The organism is Pseudomonas sp. MF09150, from assembly GCF_059862355.1.
The window spans coordinates 42,537-61,786 of record NZ_JCBCUS010000007.1; the positions used below are offsets into that span (position 1 = coordinate 42,537).

Annotated in this window: 7 protein-coding genes; 1 reads left to right on the forward strand and 6 read right to left on the reverse strand. The window is 65.3% G+C overall.

The genetic code is table 11. The features are described 5' to 3' along the window. Positions 1 to 189: 189 nt before the first annotated feature. The 3 genes from AC19YX_RS23865 to AC19YX_RS23875 form a co-directional block, all read right to left on the reverse strand. On the reverse strand, positions 190 to 1,236 hold the full coding sequence (locus tag AC19YX_RS23865; protein WP_500607188.1) for a hypothetical protein: 1,047 nt from the start codon (positions 1,234 to 1,236) through the stop codon (positions 190 to 192). A 26-nt stretch (positions 1,237 to 1,262) separates the two neighbouring features. Beyond that, complete coding sequence (locus AC19YX_RS23870; RefSeq protein ID WP_500607189.1) at positions 1,263 to 2,297, reverse strand: hypothetical protein; 1,035 nt, start codon at positions 2,295 to 2,297, stop codon at positions 1,263 to 1,265. A gap of 218 nt (positions 2,298 to 2,515) precedes the next feature. Then, entirely contained in the window at positions 2,516 to 15,538 is a 13,023-nt protein-coding gene (locus AC19YX_RS23875) for a non-ribosomal peptide synthetase (RefSeq protein ID WP_500607190.1), read from the reverse strand. Between the two features lie 374 nt (positions 15,539 to 15,912). On the opposite strand from AC19YX_RS23875, the gene AC19YX_RS23880 reads away from it, so the two are divergent. Next, on the forward strand, positions 15,913 to 16,461 hold the full coding sequence (locus AC19YX_RS23880) for an RNA polymerase factor sigma-70 (RefSeq protein WP_020299746.1): 549 nt from the start codon (positions 15,913 to 15,915) through the stop codon (positions 16,459 to 16,461). Positions 16,462 to 16,557: 96 nt separating this feature from the next. Here the strand turns inward: AC19YX_RS23880 and AC19YX_RS23885 are convergent, their stop codons facing one another. The 3 genes from AC19YX_RS23885 to AC19YX_RS23895 form a co-directional block, all read right to left on the reverse strand. Beyond that, entirely contained in the window at positions 16,558 to 17,571 is a 1,014-nt protein-coding gene (locus AC19YX_RS23885; RefSeq protein ID WP_500607191.1) for a GNAT family N-acetyltransferase, read from the reverse strand. 98 nt (positions 17,572 to 17,669) lie between these two features. Then, positions 17,670 to 18,464 carry a substrate-binding periplasmic protein gene (locus tag AC19YX_RS23890; protein ID WP_500607192.1) on the reverse strand — a complete coding sequence of 265 codons (795 nt, stop codon included), beginning with the start codon at positions 18,462 to 18,464 and terminating at the stop codon, positions 17,670 to 17,672. Positions 18,465 to 18,562: 98 nt separating this feature from the next. Continuing rightward, positions 18,563 to 19,186: a TetR/AcrR family transcriptional regulator gene (locus tag AC19YX_RS23895; RefSeq protein WP_020299743.1), complete on the reverse strand. Its 624-nt coding sequence runs from the start codon at positions 19,184 to 19,186 to the stop codon at positions 18,563 to 18,565. Positions 19,187 to 19,250 lie beyond the last annotated feature (64 nt).

Here is a 19,250-nt window from a genome sequence, read left to right on the forward strand (position 1 = left end):
ACCAAAGGCAACAGGAAGTCAGATTGATTGAGGCACCTGTAGCCGCTGCCGCCGGGCTGCGCTGGCCAGGATAGCCGCCGATAGGGTGTCAGTGGTTTGGGGGTGTCGTTGAGGGCCAGCGCCCGAACGCGGCCCGAGCCTGGCCGCAGCGGCTACAGGGTATCGGGGCGACGGGGTTGTAGCACAACCTCACTCACGGCGCTCAATGATATTCGGCAACTGCTCGGTCATGCCGTGCGCCGTCAAATACCGGGTCACTTCGTCGACCCAGGCCTCGTTCGAGGCGATACCGGCCCAGGCCTGGCTGCCGACTCTGTGGTAGGGGCGGTCGTCGAAGGTGTAGATCAAGCGCTGGTTGACGTGGCTCAGGTCGAGGTTGTTCTTTTCACTTTGACGCAGCAGGGCATTCAGGACTTTCTGTTCCTCTTCTTCATTGCGGCGGTAACGGGACAGTTTCGGCGAGCTGAGGACCAGGAACTGCGGCGCCACCTGTTCATCCAGGGCCGCCTGCAAGCGGTAATGGCCATCCAGAATCAGGTAGGCATTCAGGCCGCTGACGTACCACAGCAGGATTGGCGGCAGGCTGCCCTCGCGCGCCTTTTTGCGCCACCACTTCAGGCGTCCGGTAAGGCGTCCGGAAAACCGGTCCACCGCGTGCAGGCCGACCACCGCCCCGCCGGCTTCCCCGAGTGCGACCCAACGTGGCGCGCCGGGCTCCTGGTTGCTCAGAAGGTTATCGCCCCGTATCGACCACTCAGGCAAATGGCTCAGGGCGTCCTGGCCGCCGACGAAATTCCAGTGCTGTTCCTGTGCCCACTGGCGCTGTATCAGCTTCAGCGGCTGATGCCACAAGCCGCGCACCAGCCAGTAGCCGGGGTACAGGAAGTCGGGCTGCTGGTGCCGCAGCTGGTCGATGAAAAACCGGCTCCAGGCCTTTAAGCGCAAGGCCGGCGCCAGTTGCGCGTGCTGTTCGACCGTGGGCGAATCAATGGCCTCGACCAGGGTCAGCGGCAGTTGTTCGAGCAGGGTGTTGCGGATCAGCCACACCCCGTAATAGCAGCGCGACAGGGTGCCCCAGAGCAGGGTCTGATCCCCCAGCACCAGTTGCATGCGCAGGTTGTCGCCACTGAGCAGACGCAACGGCGGCTTGGCAGCGCACGGCCGTTTCACGTCCACGCCCAGGCCGCTCCAGTTGCCTGCGAGGTCCTCGATATCACGCCAGAAAATCTGTTCCACCTTCACTCCTCAATCCCTGCCTGCGCTCACGCCTTGCGCTGAATAATGTCCTGCAAATGCTCGGTTTCACCCTGGGCCTGCAAATGCTGGCTGACCTCATCGACCCAGGCCTGGTCCGAACCGATACCGACCCAGGTGTGGGTCTGCGGGGAATGCTCGGGGCGGTCGTCGAAGGCGTGGATCAGCACGTCATTCATGCTCGCCGGGTTGAAGTTGGGGTACTTGTCGATCTGCCGGCGCAAGGTTTCCAGCACCTGTTGCTGCCAATCGGGGTCGGGCTGCACCGGCTGGATATGGGTCGAGCTGAGGACGATAAACTGCGGCGGGCGGTTTTCCTCGATGGCGGCCTGCAAGCGGTAATGGCCATCGAGGACCACATAGGCACTGAGGCCACCAACGAACCACAACAGGATCGGCGGCAAGCTGCCCTCGCGCGCCTTCTTGCGCCACCACTTCAGGCGCCCGGCCGTGGGGTCGACGCGGCGCAGGCGTATCAGGTTGCTGTCGTGGGACCACCAGTTGATCCAGTGCACCGGCTCCACGGCCAGGTCGTCGGCCAGCGCCGTGCCCCGCAGGCGCCAGCCCGGCAGGTGGCTGGAGGTGTCGTCGATGGAGGCAAAGGACCAGGCCGAAACGCCGTTGCGCTCGATGCCACGAATGTTGTCCGGGTCCGGCAGCAGGCCCCGGGCAATCCAGTAGCCGGGGTAGAAGAAGTCCGTTTGCAGGCTGTGCAGTTGGCTGACGAAATGGCGGCTCCAGGCCTTGAGCCGCGCGTCGGGGGCCAGCGCCTGATGCTGTTCGACCTCTGCCGAGGAGATGCTCGGCAACAGTTGCAGCGCCTCGGCCGCCTGGGCATTTCTGATCAGCCACACGCCGTCGCAATAACCGGCCATGGTCGCCCAGAACAGTGGCGTGGCGCCCAGCATCAGCTGCATCCGCCAGTTGTTGCCGGTCAGCAGGTGCAGCTCGGGCTTGCGCGCCTCGCCCTCGACCTGAACCCCGAGGCCCACCCAGCGGCCTTGCCGACTCTCGATATCCCGCCAGTAAAGCTGTGCCGTCATCGTCCCTGATCCTTGACTCTTGATTCTTGAAAACCTGTCTGAAACAACAATGCCCGGCAGCAACGATGAGGGCGCTGGCGGGCATGGGGGCGGGACTATAGCAAGGATTGCCGCGCAAGATGGAGGCTGGGCTGACCTTGGATTCGCCTACGGGTGGGTTGGCGGATGAAGGGGACAGCGCAGCCTCGTGCCTCGGCAGCGGCTACAGGGTCAGTGGGTTAGAGGCCCTCCAGTTCGGCCATGAGATCGCTCAGGCGGTCGGCTTTTTCTTCATCGATTTCGCTGGTGCCCAGGCCGTCGATGTACTCGGCCAGTTCCTGCACCGTGCTGCATTCGAACATGGCACGCAGCGGTACGTTGCGTTGCAGTTGCTTTTGCACCCGCGAGGCGATCTGCGTGGCCAGCAGCGAGTGGCCGCCGAGCTCGAAGAAGTTGTCGCGGATGCCCACCTGCTCGACCTTCAGTACCTCGGCCCAGATCGCGGCCAGGGTTTGCTCCAGTTCGTTGCGCGGTGCCAGGTAGTCCTGGCCTTGCAACTGGCCGATTTCCAGGGCCGGCAGGGCCTTGCGCTCGAGCTTGCCGTTGGCGTTGAGAGGCATGCGCTCCAGCCATAGCCAATGCAGCGGCACCATGTATTCCGGCAGTTCGCTGCGCAGTTGCTGCTTGATCCGCTCCAGGCGTTCGCCGGGCGTGAGCGCCGAGTCACTGGCCACCAGGTAGCCCACCAGGTGCTTGCCATTGGCGCCCTCTTGCACCCCGACCGCCGCTTCGCGAACGTCCGGGTGCTCGTGCAGGCGGGCTTCGATTTCCCCCAGTTCGATGCGGTAGCCGCGGATTTTCACCTGGTGGTCGATGCGCCCGACGTACTCCAGCACGCCATCGCTGCGGCGCCGCGCCAGGTCACCGGTACGGTACAAACGCTCGCCCGGCGCGCCGAACGGGTTGGGCACGAACACCTGGGCGGTGCGCAGCGGATCGCTGACATAACCGCGCCCGACACCGGTGCCGGCCACGCACAATTCGCCGACCGCACCCAGAGGTGCCAGGGCCAGGGCGTCGTCCACCAGGTACAGCAGGTTGTTGTCGGTGGGCGTGCCGATCGGCAGGTAACTGCCACGGGTCGAGGCCTGGTCGACGCGGAAGAATGCCACGTCATCGGAACATTCGGCCGGCCCGTAGGCATTGACCAAGCCCACCTGTGGATAACGCAGCAGCCACTGGTGCGCCAGTTCCGGTGGCATCGCCTCGCCGGTGGGCAGCATCCAGCGCAGGCCGTCGAGCACCACCAGGTCCTGGGCGAGCATGCCCTGGATCAGTGACGGCACGCTTTCCAGCACGCTGATGCCCTGGGCCTGCACGTGTTCCAGCAAGCCCTGGGGATCGTGGGCCAGGGCGTTGGGCACGATGTCCACCCGCGCCCCGAACAGCGGCGCAGCGAGGAACTGCCAGACCGAAATATCAAAGCTCTGGGACGCCGTCTGGGCGATCACATCGGCCTCGCTCAGTTGCAGGTACGGCACCTTGCTCAACTGGTTATTGAGCATGCCGCGCTGCTCCACCATCACGCCCTTGGGCAGGCCGGTGGAACCCGAGGTGTAGATCACGTACGCCAGGTTGTCCGGGGCGCTGTAGCGGCCCGGGTTGCCCTCGGCAAAATCGCCGGCCTGCACCGCCTCCCACACCAGCAATTGCGGGCGGTGGGCACAGGCCAACTCGTCGAGCAGGTGCTGCGCTTGTTCACGGCAGGCTTCGGTGCACACCAGCAACGGGGTCCGGCTCAGGTCGATGATGCGCTCCAGGCGCTGGCTCGGCAGGCCCGGGTCCAGGGGCAGATAACCGGCCCCGGCCTTGAAGCTGCCGATGATCATGCCCAGCAGGTCCAGGCCGCGCTCGGCCAGCAGCGCCACAGGTTGGTCGAAGCCCACGCCCTTGGCCAGCAGGGCATGCCCCAGGCGGTTGCTGCGTCGGTTCAACTCGGCATAGCTGTGGTGCTGATCCAGGCAGGTGGCGGCAATGCGTTGCGGATGGGCCGCCACCTGCGCCTCGAACAGCTCGACGTAACTGCGCTCCAGCGGGTAATCACCGGCGCTCTGGTTGCAGTCGTGCAACAGGAATTGCTGCTCCTGCTCGCCGAGCAATGGCAGGTCGGCCATGTCCCCGTGCAAGCCGTGCATCAGCGCCAGCAGCAGGCGCTTGAACTCGCCCAGCATGCGCTGCACGGTGTTCTCGTCGAAGTAACGCTGGTCGTAAGAGAGGTGCAGCCCCAGGTCATCCCCCGGGTAGCACACCGCCGTCAGCGGGAAGTTGGTGTGGGTGCGGCCCGAATCCGAGGTGGCATTGAGGCTTTGCGCACGGTCCAGCACCGAGACTTCCACCGGCGCGTTCTCGAACACAAACAGGCTGTCGAACAGCGGCTGGCCCTTGGGCAGTTCACTGTGTTCCTGGATGCTCACCAGCGGCAGGTATTCGTACTCGCGCAGCTCCATGTTGCTGGCCAGCAACTCGCCGAGCCACTGGCGCACGCTGCACGGCTGATCGTCAGCCGGCATCTTGACCCGCAGCGCGACGCTGTTGATAAACAGCCCCACCGTGCGTTGCATCTGCGGCATCTCCACCGGGCGTCCGGCCACGGTGACGCCGAACAGCACGTCGCGCTCGCCGCTCAAACGCCGCAGCACCAGGGCCCAGGCCGCCTGGGCGAAGGTGTTGATGGTCAGCTGGTGCTGCTGCGCCAACTCGCGCAATTGCGCACCGTCGCGGGCATCGAGACGGGTGTAGCAGTCGCCGACGGTCATGCCGCCGCTGTCACCGGCGTGTTCACGCAGGAAAGGCCGGTCGCTGGGGATCGGCGTGGTCTGCTCGAACCCTTGCAGGTTGCGCTGCCACCACTGGCGCGCCTCGGCCAGGCTCTGGCGTTGCAGCCAGCCGATGTAGTCACGATAACGCGGCGCCACGTCCAGTTGCGGGTCGCGGCATTCGCCGAGGGCACTGTAGATCTCGAAGAAGTCATTCATCAGCAACGAGCGGCACCAGGCATCGATCAGGATGTGGTGGTTGCTCATCATGAACCAGTAGCGGGTGGCGCCGACGCGGATCAGCCGCAGGTGGAACGGTGCCTGCTCCAGCAGTTCGAACCCGGCTTCGCGCTCACGCTTGAGCAGCGCTTGCAGTTGGGGCTCCTGCTCGGCCTCGGCTATCGCAGTCCAATCCAGGTACTCGATCGGCGTGCTGCCCGGCTTGTGGATAACTTGCAGCATGTCCTCGCCGACGTTCCAGCAGAAGGACGCGCGCAAGGCTTCATGACGGGCGATCACCGCCTGCCAGGCCTGGGCGAAACGCTCGGGGTCGAGTGCGCTGTTGATGCGGTAGCGGTCCTGCATGTAGTACAGGCCGGTGCCCGGCTCCAGCAGGGTGTGCAACAACATGCCCTCCTGCATCGGGGTCAGCGGGTACACGTCTTCGATCTGCGCCGCCGGCACCGGCAAACCGTCCAGCTGTGCCTGGGTCAGGCGGGCCAGGGGGAAGTCCGAGGGCGTCAGGCCGCCGGCATCGTCCTTGAGGCAATGGGCAATCAGGCTGCGCAGCTCGCCCAGGTAGGCCTCGGCCAGGTCGGTGATGGTCTGGCTGTCGAAGCGCTCGGCGCTGAAGGTCCAGCGCAGCACCAGTTCGCCGCCATACACCTGGCTGTCGACGCTCAGCTCGTTGGGCAGCGGTGCGTCCGGCGAGTGGGCCGGGCCCACCGGCTCGTCCAGGGGGCGGAACAACGCGTCCTGGGCAAAACTCTGGTCGAACTGCCCCAGGTAGTTGAAGGTGATCGGCGCCCGGGGCAAGGCGGCCAGGGTCTGGCGGCTCAGGTCGTCAGCCAGGTAACACAGCACGCCATAACCCAGGCCCTTGTGCGGCACCGCGCGCAATTGCTCCTTGATGGCCTTGATCGAGGCGCCCTGCCCGGCTGCTTCTTCGATCTGCAACGGGGTCAGGCGCAACGGGTAGGCACTGGTGAACCAGCCCACGCTGCGGGTCAGGTCGATGTCGTCGAACAGGGTTTCGCGGCCGTGGCCTTCGAGCTGAATCAATGCCGAGTCCTGCCCGGTCCAGCGGCACAGCACCCGCGCCAGGGCCGTCAGCAGCAGGTCGTTGACCTGGGTGCGGTAGGCGGCGGGCGCCTGTTGCAGCAGTTGCTGGGTGCACGGGGCATCCAGGGTCACGCTGACGGTCTGCCCGTGCCGGTGTTGCTGCCCGCCCTGGGCGCGCTCCACCGGCAGCTCGGCGCTGGGACCGGCCAGTTGATCCTGCCACCAGCCCAGCTCTTCGCGCAGGGACTCGCTGCCGGCATAGGCCTGCAAGCGCGCCGCCCAGTCGCGCAGGGCACTGGTTTTCAGCGGCAGACGCGGCGCCTGCTGCTCGAGCAACTGGCGGTAGACGCTTTGCAGATCGTCCAGCAGCACGCGCCACGAGACCCCGTCGACCACCAGGTGGTGAATGGCAATCAACAGCCGTTGCTGGTCTTGCGGCCCGTCCACCAGCAGCGCCCGCAACAGCGGCCCCTGCTGCAGATCGAGGCTGCGCTGGGCGTCGCTGAACAGTTCGAGGCAACGCTCCATGGACGGCACGCGCACGTGCCACAGCAGCGGCTCGTCACCCAGGGCCTGGTGTTCGGCCTGCCACGCACCCGAGTCCTGGCTGAAGCGCAGGCGCAGGGCGTCGTGGTGCTCCAGCACCGTCAACAGGGCCTGCTCCAGGTGCTGCGGATCCAGCGCCTGGGTCGGTTGCAGCAGCAAGGCCTGGTTCCAGTGCTGGCGCTCGGGAATGGCGCTGTCGAAGAACCAGTGCTGGATCGGCGTCAGGCCCGACGCGCCGCTGAGCAGGCCTTGCTCGGCACTGACCTGCTGGCTGCGGCTGGCGACGGCGGCCAGGGTCTGCACCGTCTGGTGCTGGAACAGGTCACGCGGGCTGAAATGAATACCCAGCTGACGCGCCCGGCTGACCACCTGGATCGACAGGATCGAGTCGCCCCCCAGTTCGAAGAAGTTGTCGTTCAGGCCGACCTGGGCCAGGTTCAGCACTTCGCACCAGACCTGAGCCAGGGTCTGCTCCAACTCGTTGCTCGGCGCCACGTACTGCTGGCGGTTGAGCTCCGGGTCCGGCAGGGGCAAGGCGCGACGGTCGAGCTTGCCGTTGGCGGTCAGGGGCATGCTCGCCAGCAAGATCAGGTGGGTCGGCACCATGTAGTCCGGCAACTGGCTTTTCAGGTGCAGCTTGAGCGCATCACGCAGGGCGTTCTGCTGCTCGGCGCCGTGCTCGGCCGCCTCGCTCACCAGGTAGGCCGCCAACTGCCGGCCACCGGGCATCTCCAGCGCCAGCACCACCGCCTCACGCACCGCAGCATGTTCCAGCAGGCGGGTCTCGATCTCCCCCAGCTCGATGCGGAAACCACGGATTTTCACCTGATGGTCGATCCGCCCCAGGTATTCCACCAGGCCGTCGGCACGCTGGCGCACCAGGTCGCCGGTGCGGTACAGGCGCCCGCCCTCGGTGCTGAACGGGTCGGCGACAAAGCGTTCGGCACTCATGCCCGGACGCTGGTGATAGCCCTGGGCCAGGCCGGCACCGCCGACATACAGCTCACCGGTGGCACCTTGCGGCACCAGGGCCAGGTCGGCATCGAGAATGTAGGCGACACGGGCGCCGATCACGCTGCCGATCGGCACGCTGCCGACGCCCTCCTCCAGCACCTGGGGTGCGAGGCTGGCCAAGGGCATGACCACGGTTTCGGTGGGGCCGTAGGCGTTGAAGAACAGGCTCGGCTGGAACGCCGCGCGGATCCGGCTCAGGTGCTCGCCGGTCAAGGCTTCGCCGCCGGTGATGCACATGCGCACCGGCAGGGTTTCACCCTGGGTTGCCAGCCACTGCGCCAACTGGCTGCCGTAGCTGGGGGTAAAGCCGAGGATGTTGATCCGGTGCTGGCGGATCAGTTGGCAGATCTCCTGCGCGTCCCACTGGCCCTGGGCCCGCAGCACCACATGGGCGCCGCTGAGCAGCGGCACCAGCAGGCGCTCGGTGGCGGCGTCGAAGTTGATCGAATAAAAGTGCAGCTCGCAATCGTCGGCGCGCATGCCGAAGCGCTCGATCACCGCCTGGCAATGCATGGCGATTTCGCCGTGGGCCACCACCACGCCCTTGGGTTTGCCGGTGGAACCCGAGGTGTAGATCAGGTAGGCCTGATGCTGCGCCAGGCTGATAAAGGGCAACTCACTGGCCGGGTAGTCGGCCAGCAGCGCGCCGTCTGCCTCCAGGCACCAGCGCCCGACCGTGGCCGGCAGCGGGCCCAGGGCCTCGAACATCGCGCTGTCGCTGAGCAGCAGGCCGATGCCGCTGTCTTCGATCATGTAATGCAGGCGGTCCAGCGGGTATTCCGGGTCCAGGGGCACGTAGGCGCCGCCGGCCTTGAGGATCGCCAGCAAGCCGATGACCATTTCCAGGGAGCGCGGCAGGGCCAGACCGACCCGGACCTGGGGGCCAACCCCACGCTCACGGAGCATCCAGGCCAGGCGATTGGCGCGCTTGTCGAGCTCGCTGTAGCTCAGGGTCTGCCCGGCAAATGTCAGGGCCGGCGCGTCCTGGCGAAGCTGCGCCTGCTGGCTGAACAGCTGCTGGATGCACTGGTCGAGACGATGCACCCCGGGCTCGATGCCCAGGCTGTCCAGCAGCTGCTGTTGCTCGCCGGCGTCCAGCAGCGGCAGTTCGCTCAAGCGCTGCTGCGGATTGGCGATCAGCGCCTGCAACAGGTTGCGCCAGTGCCCGGCCATCCGCGCAATGCGCGGCTCGTCGAACAGGTCGGTGCTGTAGGTCAGGCAGCAACCCAGGCGATGGTCGAGGTCGGTGACTTCCAGGTTGAGGTCGAACTTGGTCGCCCGCGCGTCGTTGGCCAGGTATTCCACGCTCATCCCGGCCAGTTGCCGGCTTTGCTGGAATTCCCAGCGCTGCACGTTGCACATCACCTGGAACAACGGGTTGTAGGCAGCACTGCGCGGCGGTTGCAGGGCTTCCACCAGGTGGTCGAACGGCAGGTCCTGATGGGACTGGCCCTCGATCACGGTGTGCCGCACCTGCTCGAACAGCTGGGCCACGCTCATCTGCCCGTCGAGCTGGCAACGCAGGACCTGGGTATTGAGGAAGGCACCGATCAGCCCTTCGCTTTCCGGGCGGATGCGGTTGGCCACCGGCGCGCCGATGCGCAGGTCGGTCTGGCCGCTGTAGCGGTACAGCAGCACTGCCAGGGTCGCGGTCATGGTCATGAACAGGGTCAGGCCCTGTTGCGCATTGAAGGCGCGGACCCGCGCTGCCAAATCGTCACTCAGGTCGAAGCGGTACAGCTCGCCCTGATGGCTTTGCACCGGCGGCCGCGGACGGTCGCTGGGCAACTCTAGCAGCGGGTGCTCGTAGCCCAGTTGCGTGGTCCAGTAGTCGAGCTGGCGCTGGCGTTCGCCGGCCTCCAGCCACTGGCGCTGCCACACGCTGTAGTCCAGGTACTGCACCGGCAAGGGTTCCAGGGGCGACTCGCGGTCGTCGATAAAGGCTTCGTACAGCGCGCTCAACTCCCGGGCGAAAATATCCATCGCCCAGCCCTCGGTGACGATGTGGTGCAGGGTCAGGACCAGGTAGTGCTCCTGCTCGCCGGCCTTGACCAGGCACACCCGCAGCAGCGGGCCGGTCTCCAGGTTGAACGGTGTATGCGCCTCGCTGTCGGCCAGTTGCTGCAGACGCGACTCCCGGGCCGCAGCGTCGAGCGCGGAAAAATCCTTCCAGGCCATGCGCACCGCGCTTTGCCCGTGCACCTGTTGCCGGGCCACGCCGTCGACGCTGGGGAAGGTGGTGCGCAAGGTTTCATGGCGCATGATCAGCGCCTGCAACGCCGCCTCGAAACGCCCGATATCCAGCACACCGCTAAAGCGCGCCATACCGCCGACGTTATAGGCCGGGCTGTCGGGCTCCATTTGCCACAGGAACCACATGCGCTGCTGGGAATAGGACAGTGGCACCGGCAGGCTGCGGTCGACCTTGGCAATCGGCGGCTGCTGGTTGCGTTGCCCCGCTTCCTGGATCAATCGCACCTGTTCGGCAAAGTCCCCCAGCTCGCTGGCTTCGAACAGCACCCGCAGCGGCAGCTCGACATCACAGGCCTGGCGGGTGCGGGAAATAATCTGCGTGGCAAGCAACGAGTGGCCGCCCAGGGCGAAGAAATCGTCACGCAGGCCGATCCGTTCCTGGCCCAGCACTTCGCGCCAGACCCCGGCGATTTGCTGTTCCAGGGCGCTGCTCGGCTCAACGTGCTCGCGCACCTGCCACTGCGGCTCGGGCAAGGCACGGCGGTCGAGTTTGCCGCTGGGGCTCAGGGGCATGGCCTCCAGGCGCAGCAGTTGCGCCGGCACCATGTAGTCCGGCAGCTCGGCGGCCAGCGCGGTTCTCAGGCGGACACTCTGCGCCGCGTGCTCCTCGCTGCTGTCACTGCTGGTGTAGTAGCCGATCAGTTGCGCCCCGGCCAGGGTGTCGCGCACCAGTACCGCAGCCTGGGCCACGCCGTCCTGGGCCAGCAGCCGCGCTTCGATTTCCTGCGGCTCGACGCGAAAGCCCCGCAGTTTGACCTGCTGATCGAGGCGTCCGAGGTATTCGAGCACACCCTCGCGGCTCCAACGCACCCGGTCACCGGTGCGGTACAGGCGCTCGCCGCTGACGCTCAGCGGGTCGACCACAAAACGTTCGGCGGTCAGCGCCGGACGTCCCAGGTAGCCACGGGCCAGGCCGTTGCCGCTGATGCACAGCTCACCCGGCACGCCGGCAGGCAATGGGTTGAGGTCGTGGTCGAGCACGCGGCAAATCACATTGCCCAGGGGCCGGCCGATGGGCGAACGTTCGCCGTCGGCATCGGTGCAGTGCCAGTGGGTAACGTTGATCGCGGTCTCGGTCGGGCCATAACGGTTGTGCAGTTGCACCTGCGGCAGTTGCTCCAGGACTCGGCCGCGCAATTCGGCAGGCAAGGCTTCGCCCCCGGAGAACAGGCGGCGCAGGCTTGTGCACTGGGCGGCCAGGGGCTCATCGATAAACAGCTGCAACAGCGGCGGCACAAAGTGCAGGGTGGTCACGCCGAAGTCCTGCACCAAGCGGGCGATACGGTGCGGGTCGCGATGCTCGCCGGGGGCGGCGATCAACAACTGGCAACCGGTGATCAACGGCCAGAAGCACTCCCAGACCGACACGTCAAAACTGATGGGCGCCTTTTGCATCAGCACATCGCTGGCGTCCAGGCGGTAGGTGGCCTGCATCCACTGCAAGCGTTCGCTCAGCGCCTGATGGGTCACGCCCACACCCTTGGGCTGGCCGGTGGAACCGGAGGTGTAGATCACATAGGCCAGGTGCTCGCCATCCAGGTGCAGGCCCGGGGCCTGGCTTGGCCAGGTGTCGAGCTTGAGGCTGTCCATGGCGATGGTGCTGACGCCCTCGGCCGGGGGCAGGCGCTCGAGCAGGTGGGTCTGGGTCAGCAGCAGCTCGACGCCGCTGTCGCCCAGCATGTAGGCCAGGCGCTCGGCGGGGTAATCCGCATCCAGCGGCACATAGGCGCCACCGGCCTTGAGGATCGCCAGCAGGCCGATCAGCAGGTGTGGCGAACGCTCGGCGGCAATCGCCACCCGCACATCCGGGCCCACGCCCTTGTCGCGCAGGTAATGGGCCAGGCGGTTGGCCTGGGTGTGCAGCTCGGCAAAGCTCATCTGGCCGCCGTCCCACAGCAGGGCACTGCGCTCCGGGGTCAGCCGCGCCTGTTCGCAGAGCAGCTCCGGCAGCCAGCGCGTGGCCGGGGCGCAGGGGGCGCTGCTCCATTGCAGTTGCTGGGCCTGCTCGGCCGGGTTGAGCAGTTGCAGGTCGCCAATTGCAGTATCCGACTGCTCGCAGGCCTGTTGCAGCAGGCTGACGAAATGCTCGGCCAGACGCTCGATGGTGGCGGCGTCGAACAGTTCATCGGCGTAGTCGAAGGCCAGGCTCAGGCGCCCATTGCGGTCTTCGTCGCTGTGCAGTTGCAGGTCGAACTTGGCTTCGCGGCTGTGCCACGGCAACTCTTCGGCCAGCAGCCCGGGCAGCCGGCGCAAGGCGCTGAGATCGCGCTGCTGGTGGTTGAACATGACCTGGAACAGGCCCTGCTCCCGCGCCTGGGGGAAGGCTTCCAGCAGTTGTTCGAACGGCAGGTCCTGATGGGCCTGGGCTTCCAGCGCGGCTAGCCGGGTCTGTTGCAGCAGCTCGGCGAACGACAGCCGCGAATCGATGTTGGCGCGCAGCACCTGGGTGTTGATGAAGAAGCCGATCAGGCCCTGGGTTTCCAGGCGCGGGCGGTTGGCATTGGGCACGCCGATGCGCAGGTCGCGCTGACCGCTGTAGCGATACAACAGGCTCTGGAACGCCGTCAGCAGCACCATGAAGGCGGTCGATTGCTGGGCCTGGGCGGCCTCGCGCACTGCCTCGCTCAGGCTCGCGCCCAGGCGCAGGCTGTGGCGTGCGGCGCTGCGGGTGAGCTGCGCGGCGCGTGGGTGGTCGGTGGCCAGTTCCAGGCTCGGGTGCTCGTCCCCCAGTTGCTGTTTCCAATACGCCAGTTGGCGTTCGCCCTCGCCCTGGGCCAGCCACTGGCGCTGCCAACTGCCGTAATCGGCGTACTGCAACGGCAGGGGCGCAAGCGTCGCCACCTGCCCCTGGGAGGCCGCTGCATACAGGCGCGAAAACTCGTCGATCAGCAGGTTCAGCGACCAACCGTCGGCAATGATGTGGTGCAAGGTCACCAGCAGTTGGTGCTCTTCGTCGTCCAGGCGCAGCAGGGTGACCCACAGCAGCGGGCCGTGCTCCAAGTCGAACTGGGTGCGGGCTTCGTCCTCGCGGATCTGCCGGGCCCGGGCTTCGCGCTCGGCCGGCGGCAGGTCGCCGAGATCGATCAGTTGCAGGTTGAATTCAGCGCTCGGGGCCACCTGCTGCAGGGCCTGGCCGTCGCGTTCGAAAAAGCGCGTGCGCAGCGATTCATGGCGTTCGATCAATTGCTCGAAGCTGGTGCGCAGGGCGTCCTGGTCCAGTTCGCCGCGCAGGCGCAAACCGGCGGGAATGTTGTAGGCCGTGCTCTGCGGGTCGAGTTGCCAGGTGATCCACAGTCGGTTCTGGGCCAGGGATTGCGGCAGGGCCTCGCTGCGGGACAAGGCGCCAATGGCGCCCTGGGCCAGGCCGCCGTCCTGTTGCAGGCGCGCCACCTGGGCAGCAAAACCGGCCAGGGTCGGGGCCTCGAACAGCAGCCGCAGGTTCAGTTCCAGGCCCAGCGCTTCCCGCAGGCGCGCCACCACCTGGGTCGCGGCAATCGAGTTGCCGCCAAGCAGGAAGAAGTGATCATCGGCCGCCACGTGGGGCACTTGCAGCTGCTCGGCCCAGATCTGTGCAATCACGGCGTGCAGCTCACTGCTGCCCTGCTCGGCCGGGGTCGACTCAAGGGCGCCCCCGTGCGACGGCGGGAACAATCCATAGTGATCCAGGCTGCCATCGGCCAGGCGCGTGCGGCAGGCCGAGCGTTGCAGTTTGCCGCTGGAGGTCTTGGGCAACGCCCCCGGGTTGAGCAGCACCACCACGCTTGGCGCTTCCTGATAGGCCTCGGCCACGGCCTGGCGAATCAGCTTGATCAAGGCCTCGGGCGCCAGGATTTTCTGCACGCTGCGGCTGATCTCGGCGGCAATGCCGATGCCTTCCACGCCCTGCTCGGTGACTGCGAACGCCGCGACCCGGCCTTTGCGCACCACCTCCACTTCACGCTCGATGGTTTGCTCGATGTCCTGTGGATAAAGGTTGTGCCCGCGCACGATCAGCAGGTCTTTCAGGCGCCCGCTGATGTACAGCTCGCCAGCGCGCATAAAGCCCAGGTCACCGGTGCGCAGCCAGGTGCGACCAGCGTGCTGGACAAAGGTCTTGGCGCTGGCTTCGGGGTTGCGCCAGTAACCGTGGGCGATGCTCGGGCCGGCGGCCCAGACTTCGCCCACCTGGTTTTCGGCCAGTTCGGACAAGCTGTGAGGATCGACGATCAGCACCGCGTGCAGCGGCTGGCTGCTGCCGCAACTCATCAGCGCATTGCCGCTGCCCGGCTCGGCGCAATTGCGCGCCAGGGCCCGGTCATCCAGGCGCAACGCCGGGATGCCCTGGCCACGGGTACCGCCGGCCACGAACAAGGTGGCCTCGGCCAAACCATAAGACGCAAAGAACTGATGGGAGGTGAATCCGCAGGCGGCGAATTTCTCGGCGAAACGCTCCAGGGTGTCCAGGCGAATCGGCTCGGAACCGGAATAGGCCACGCGCCAGCGGCTCAGGTCCAGGCGCGCCAGGGCCGACTCGCTGACCCGCTCGCTGCACAGGCGGTAAGCGAAGTCCGGGCCACCGCTGATGGTGCCGCCGTACTCGCTGATCGCCTCCAGCCAGCGCAGGGGCCGACCGAGGAAATACCCCGGGGACATCAGGACACAGGGCACGCCGCTGAAGATCGGTTGCAGCAACCCGCCGATCAGGCCCATGTCGTGGTACAGCGGCAGCCAACTGACGATCACATCATCGGGGTTAAGGTCGATGCCAAAGCCGCGACGGATCAGCAGTTCGTTGGCCACCAGGTTGCCATGGCTGACTTGCACACCCTTGGGCAGCGCCGTCGAACCGGAGGTGTATTGCAGGAAGGCGATATCGTCGGCCGCCAGCTCAACGGCCCGCCAGCCCTGGGCCAGGCTCGGATCGAGCGTGTCGACACAAAGCAGGGGCGGTGCTCCGGGGGCTTGCAACTCTTCCATCTGCAGCAGGGATTCACGCAGGCCGGCACTGGTCAGCAGCAGCCTGGGCTCGGCGTCGGCGATGATCGAGATCAGCCGCTCCTGGTGATGGTGCCGGCTCGACTCCGGTGGATAAGCCGGGACCGCGATCACCCCGGCATACAGGCAGGCAAAAAACGCCGCGACATAATCCGGCCCGCTGGGGAACAGCAGCACCGCCCGGTCGCCCAGCTCGGCGTTGGCTTGCAGGGCCGCAGCCAGGGTCCGCGCGCGCAGATCGAGGTCGCGGTAAGTGAGGACCACGTTCTGATCCTGGTCTTCGGCAAGAAAGCGCAAGGCCACTTGATCGGGCGTCTGAGCCGCCCGGCGTTGAAGGGCGTGGGCCAGGGTGCTGGGGAGTTCGAACGCGTCCGTCATGGGGTTTCCTGCCAGGATTATGCTTGCAATTGGTGTCGATCCGGGAGCTGCCGAGCGCCTCACAACCCATTTATAAACAAAGGGTTATGCCGATATACGGAAGGTTTTAAGCGCTGCATGACAAGGCTCTTGGCCCGTGACCTTTCTCCAATGAGAACGGATGACGTCTTGAAATAATTAGTCGCCATCCTGCGCTCTCAAGGCTCGGCGCCGGGGTCAGACGTGCAGCAGTTCTCAATCTGCACCCACCAAGAGCATTAATTCTCTTTCTCAATTGACAATCATTATCATTAGACCTAATTTGTCGCTCGATGTGTAGGACGAGTCCCAATCTTCTGTCGTCCCACTTACCTCCCTGCAACAAGGTGATTTCCATGACGGAACAAGTATCCACAAGCAAGTGTGATTCACCGCTTCTCCAGGCGTTTGTCGATAACCGCCTGATTCTGGTCAAGATTGCCGCGCGCATCACGGGCTGCCGCTCGCGCGCCGAAGACGTGGTGCAGGATGCGTTCTTCCGATTGCAGTCGGCACCGCAGATCACTTCATCGTTCAAGGCCCAGCTCAGCTATCTGTTCCAGATCGTGCGCAACCTGGCGATCGACCATTACCGCAAGCAGGCGCTGGAGCAGAAGTACTCAGGCACTGAAGAGGAAGGTTTGAATGTGGTCATTCATGGCGCGTCCCCGGAAACCTCGCACATCAATTTTTCGACCCTGGAACACATCGCCGACGCCTTGACCGAGCTGCCGAGTCGCACCCGCTATGCGTTCGAGATGTACCGCCTGCACGGTGTGCCGCAAAAGGACATCGCCAAGGAGCTCGGCGTCTCGCCGACCCTGGTCAACTTCATGATTCGCGATGCCCTGGTGCACTGCCGCAAGGTCTCGGGCAACCGCGCCGATACCTACGCCCGCCGTTGAGCCCCGCCTCTTCCTGAGGTCAGCAACTCGCTTGCAGCCGACCAGGGCCCGGAGCAGAAAACTGCACCGCCCTCGCCGGCAAGCCCGCTCCCGGGATTACAGCAGGGAGCAATGATCGAAAAAGCGTTCACGCCCCAACATCATCAAGGCCGCGCGCTTGTGGGGAAAATCGAACTCCTTCTCGCAGTGAAAACACTGGTTGTGCATGTAGCCGATCATCTTCGCGTTATCGGCGCGCGGCTCGGCAACCACCGTCTGGGTGCGCGGGTCGTCGAGGAACAGGTAATGCACCAACGCCGATAACCAGCTCGCCACCTTGTGCGGGCCGCGCTGATCCTCTTCTCCCACCAGCATGTGAATGCCGCGATCGTAATTGTCGGCGTCATAGAACGGTGCAATCCGGTCTTCCTTGGCCCAGTAGGCTTCGAAGTAGGCGAACGGCTGGTCGTCGAAACAGCCGATCAGGGTCAGGGTGTGGGGGTCGGCCTGGAGCTTGTCGAGGTATTCGCGGTGCTGCTCGAGGCTGCCGCCTTCCTGCCAGAAACTCAGGACCCGCGGGTTGTTCTGCCAGCGGTTGAAGCGCGCCAGGTCGCTCTCGATCTCCAGGGTGCGCAACGACACCCAGGCCCCCAACCGCGCATCGAAGCGTCGATAGACTTCACCCCGGGGCTTGACCGGACGTCGAGGGTGACGCTTGCCGTCGCTGATGATCATCTGCTGTGGATAACTGCCCGTCAGCGAGTCGCCCAGCCAGGGCTGCGGCAACTGCCAGAACAGGGTGCGCTGGCACAGGTACTGCTCGGCGTGCTCGCCGGCTATCAGCAGCCCGCTGCGCAACGCCTCATCAGGACGCTCGGGCAGGTACCAGGTTAGGCTCTGGCAGCTCGGGTCGCGGGCGAACAACCAGTAGCAGGCGGCCCAGATCGCCTGGCCCAACGGCCGCTGGTGCAGTTGCAGCAGGTGGACCTGGGTCTGTTCCTCACGGTCGAGGCGCAGCTGGATCAGCAACTGCCCTTCCAGTATCAGGCTCAGGCAGGTGGCGGTTTCATCGGCGGCAAGGCGCTGCCCCTGGGGCAACGCCAGGGCGCTCAGATCGTTCAGGTTGGACATGGGTCGGGCTCACGATAATCGTCGACAGTTCAAGCAAGTGACGTGATCGGAGAGCAAAAATTTAGCCTTCAACGCCAGGCGTCGGCCATCTGGCGCAATCAGCGACGGGCCACCGGACTCACCACGATGCGGTAGGGGTCGAAGATCTTCAGCATCTGCCCGTTGTCGCGCAGGCCCTGGAGCAACTGGCCGAAGGCTTCGCCGCTGATCGGCGCTTTGGAACGGATCAGCGCGTAGTGGTGATACACCTGATCGATGCGCTCGGACACCAGTAGTTGCGGGGCGTCATCGGCGTTATGCAGCAGGAAGTCGCTGAGGTAGGAACGGGTCACCAGGGCAATGTCGGAACGTCCGCGCAGCACCATCAGCAAATTGCTGTCGTGGGAGTACGTCAGCGTGGCGTTGAAGGTTTGCGCCAGGTACTTGGGGTCGGCGTTGAAGTGGGCAAAGGCATAGTGGTAGCCGCTGAACAGCGCCAGGCGCTTGCCGGAAAGGTCGTTGAAGTATTCCTGGCCCCGCTGCGGCGTGCGCTGGGCGACGAAAATCTCTGCGTCCTCAAGGCCCATGTCGACGCTGGTGTGGGCGATGTCCTGCCAGCCCCAGGCGGGGTTTTCAAAAATCGCCATGTCCACGCGGCCCTGCTCGAAATCACGAAAGCGCCGGGGGATGGACGTGGGAACCAGAACGAACTGGTAGTCGCTTTGCAGTTGGTTCAAGGCTTCCACCAATTGCGGCAGGAGCCCGGTGTCGGCGCCCTGTTCGGGGCGTACGGTGTACGGCGGAAAATGCGCCGCCGCGACCCGTACCAACTGCGCCGCGGTTACCGGCCCCATCCATAGCGCAACCAACGCCAATAACGCGATGTGCGTGGCCGTACGCATGGACAAGGACATCAAGGCAACACACCTCAAAAAAGATCGGGGGGAATGCAAGTAAGCTAGGCGGTTTCAAGCACTTCGACAACTTTTGCAACAAACAATGATGGCTTGGGCTACCGGTCCTTGAGCACCAGGGTCAACGCTTCCTCGGCCAGTTGCTCCAGGGTCATGCTGCCATCGGCGCGAAACCAGGTAGTGGTCCAGGACAAGGCACCGGTCAGAAAGCGCCGGGTGATAAACACATCGCCCTTGATATACCCCGCTTCCCGGGCCTCGCCCAGCACCTGCAACCAGATCTGCTCATAGATATCGCGCAGCGCCAGCACTTGCGCCTGGCCCTCGGCGGACAGCGAGCGCCACTCGTACACCAGTACCGCCATGGCTTCGCCGCTGCCGCCCATGATCGACTGCAATTCACAGCGAATCAGCGCCAGCACCCGCTCGCGCACGCTGCCGGCCGCGGCCAGTTCGACCCGCATTAACGCGGTGTTGTAGTGGATGGTTTCTTCCATCACCGCGCGCAGGATGTCGTCCTTGCTTTTGAAGTGGTGAAAAATGCTGCCCGATTGAATGCCCACGGCGCTGGCCAGGTCACGCACCGTGGTGCGCTCATAGCCTTTATTGCGAAACAGATGGGCGGCGGTTTGCAGCAGCTTGCCCCGGGCGCTGTCGGGGTCGGTCAGTTGCCCGTTGGCGACCAGCTCGCGTATGGCCTGCAAGGCTTTTTGCTCGTCCACGGGTTCTCTCCTACATTCAGCCAATCAGAAATACGCTGCCGCCCCTGAAAACAGGCGGGTTGCG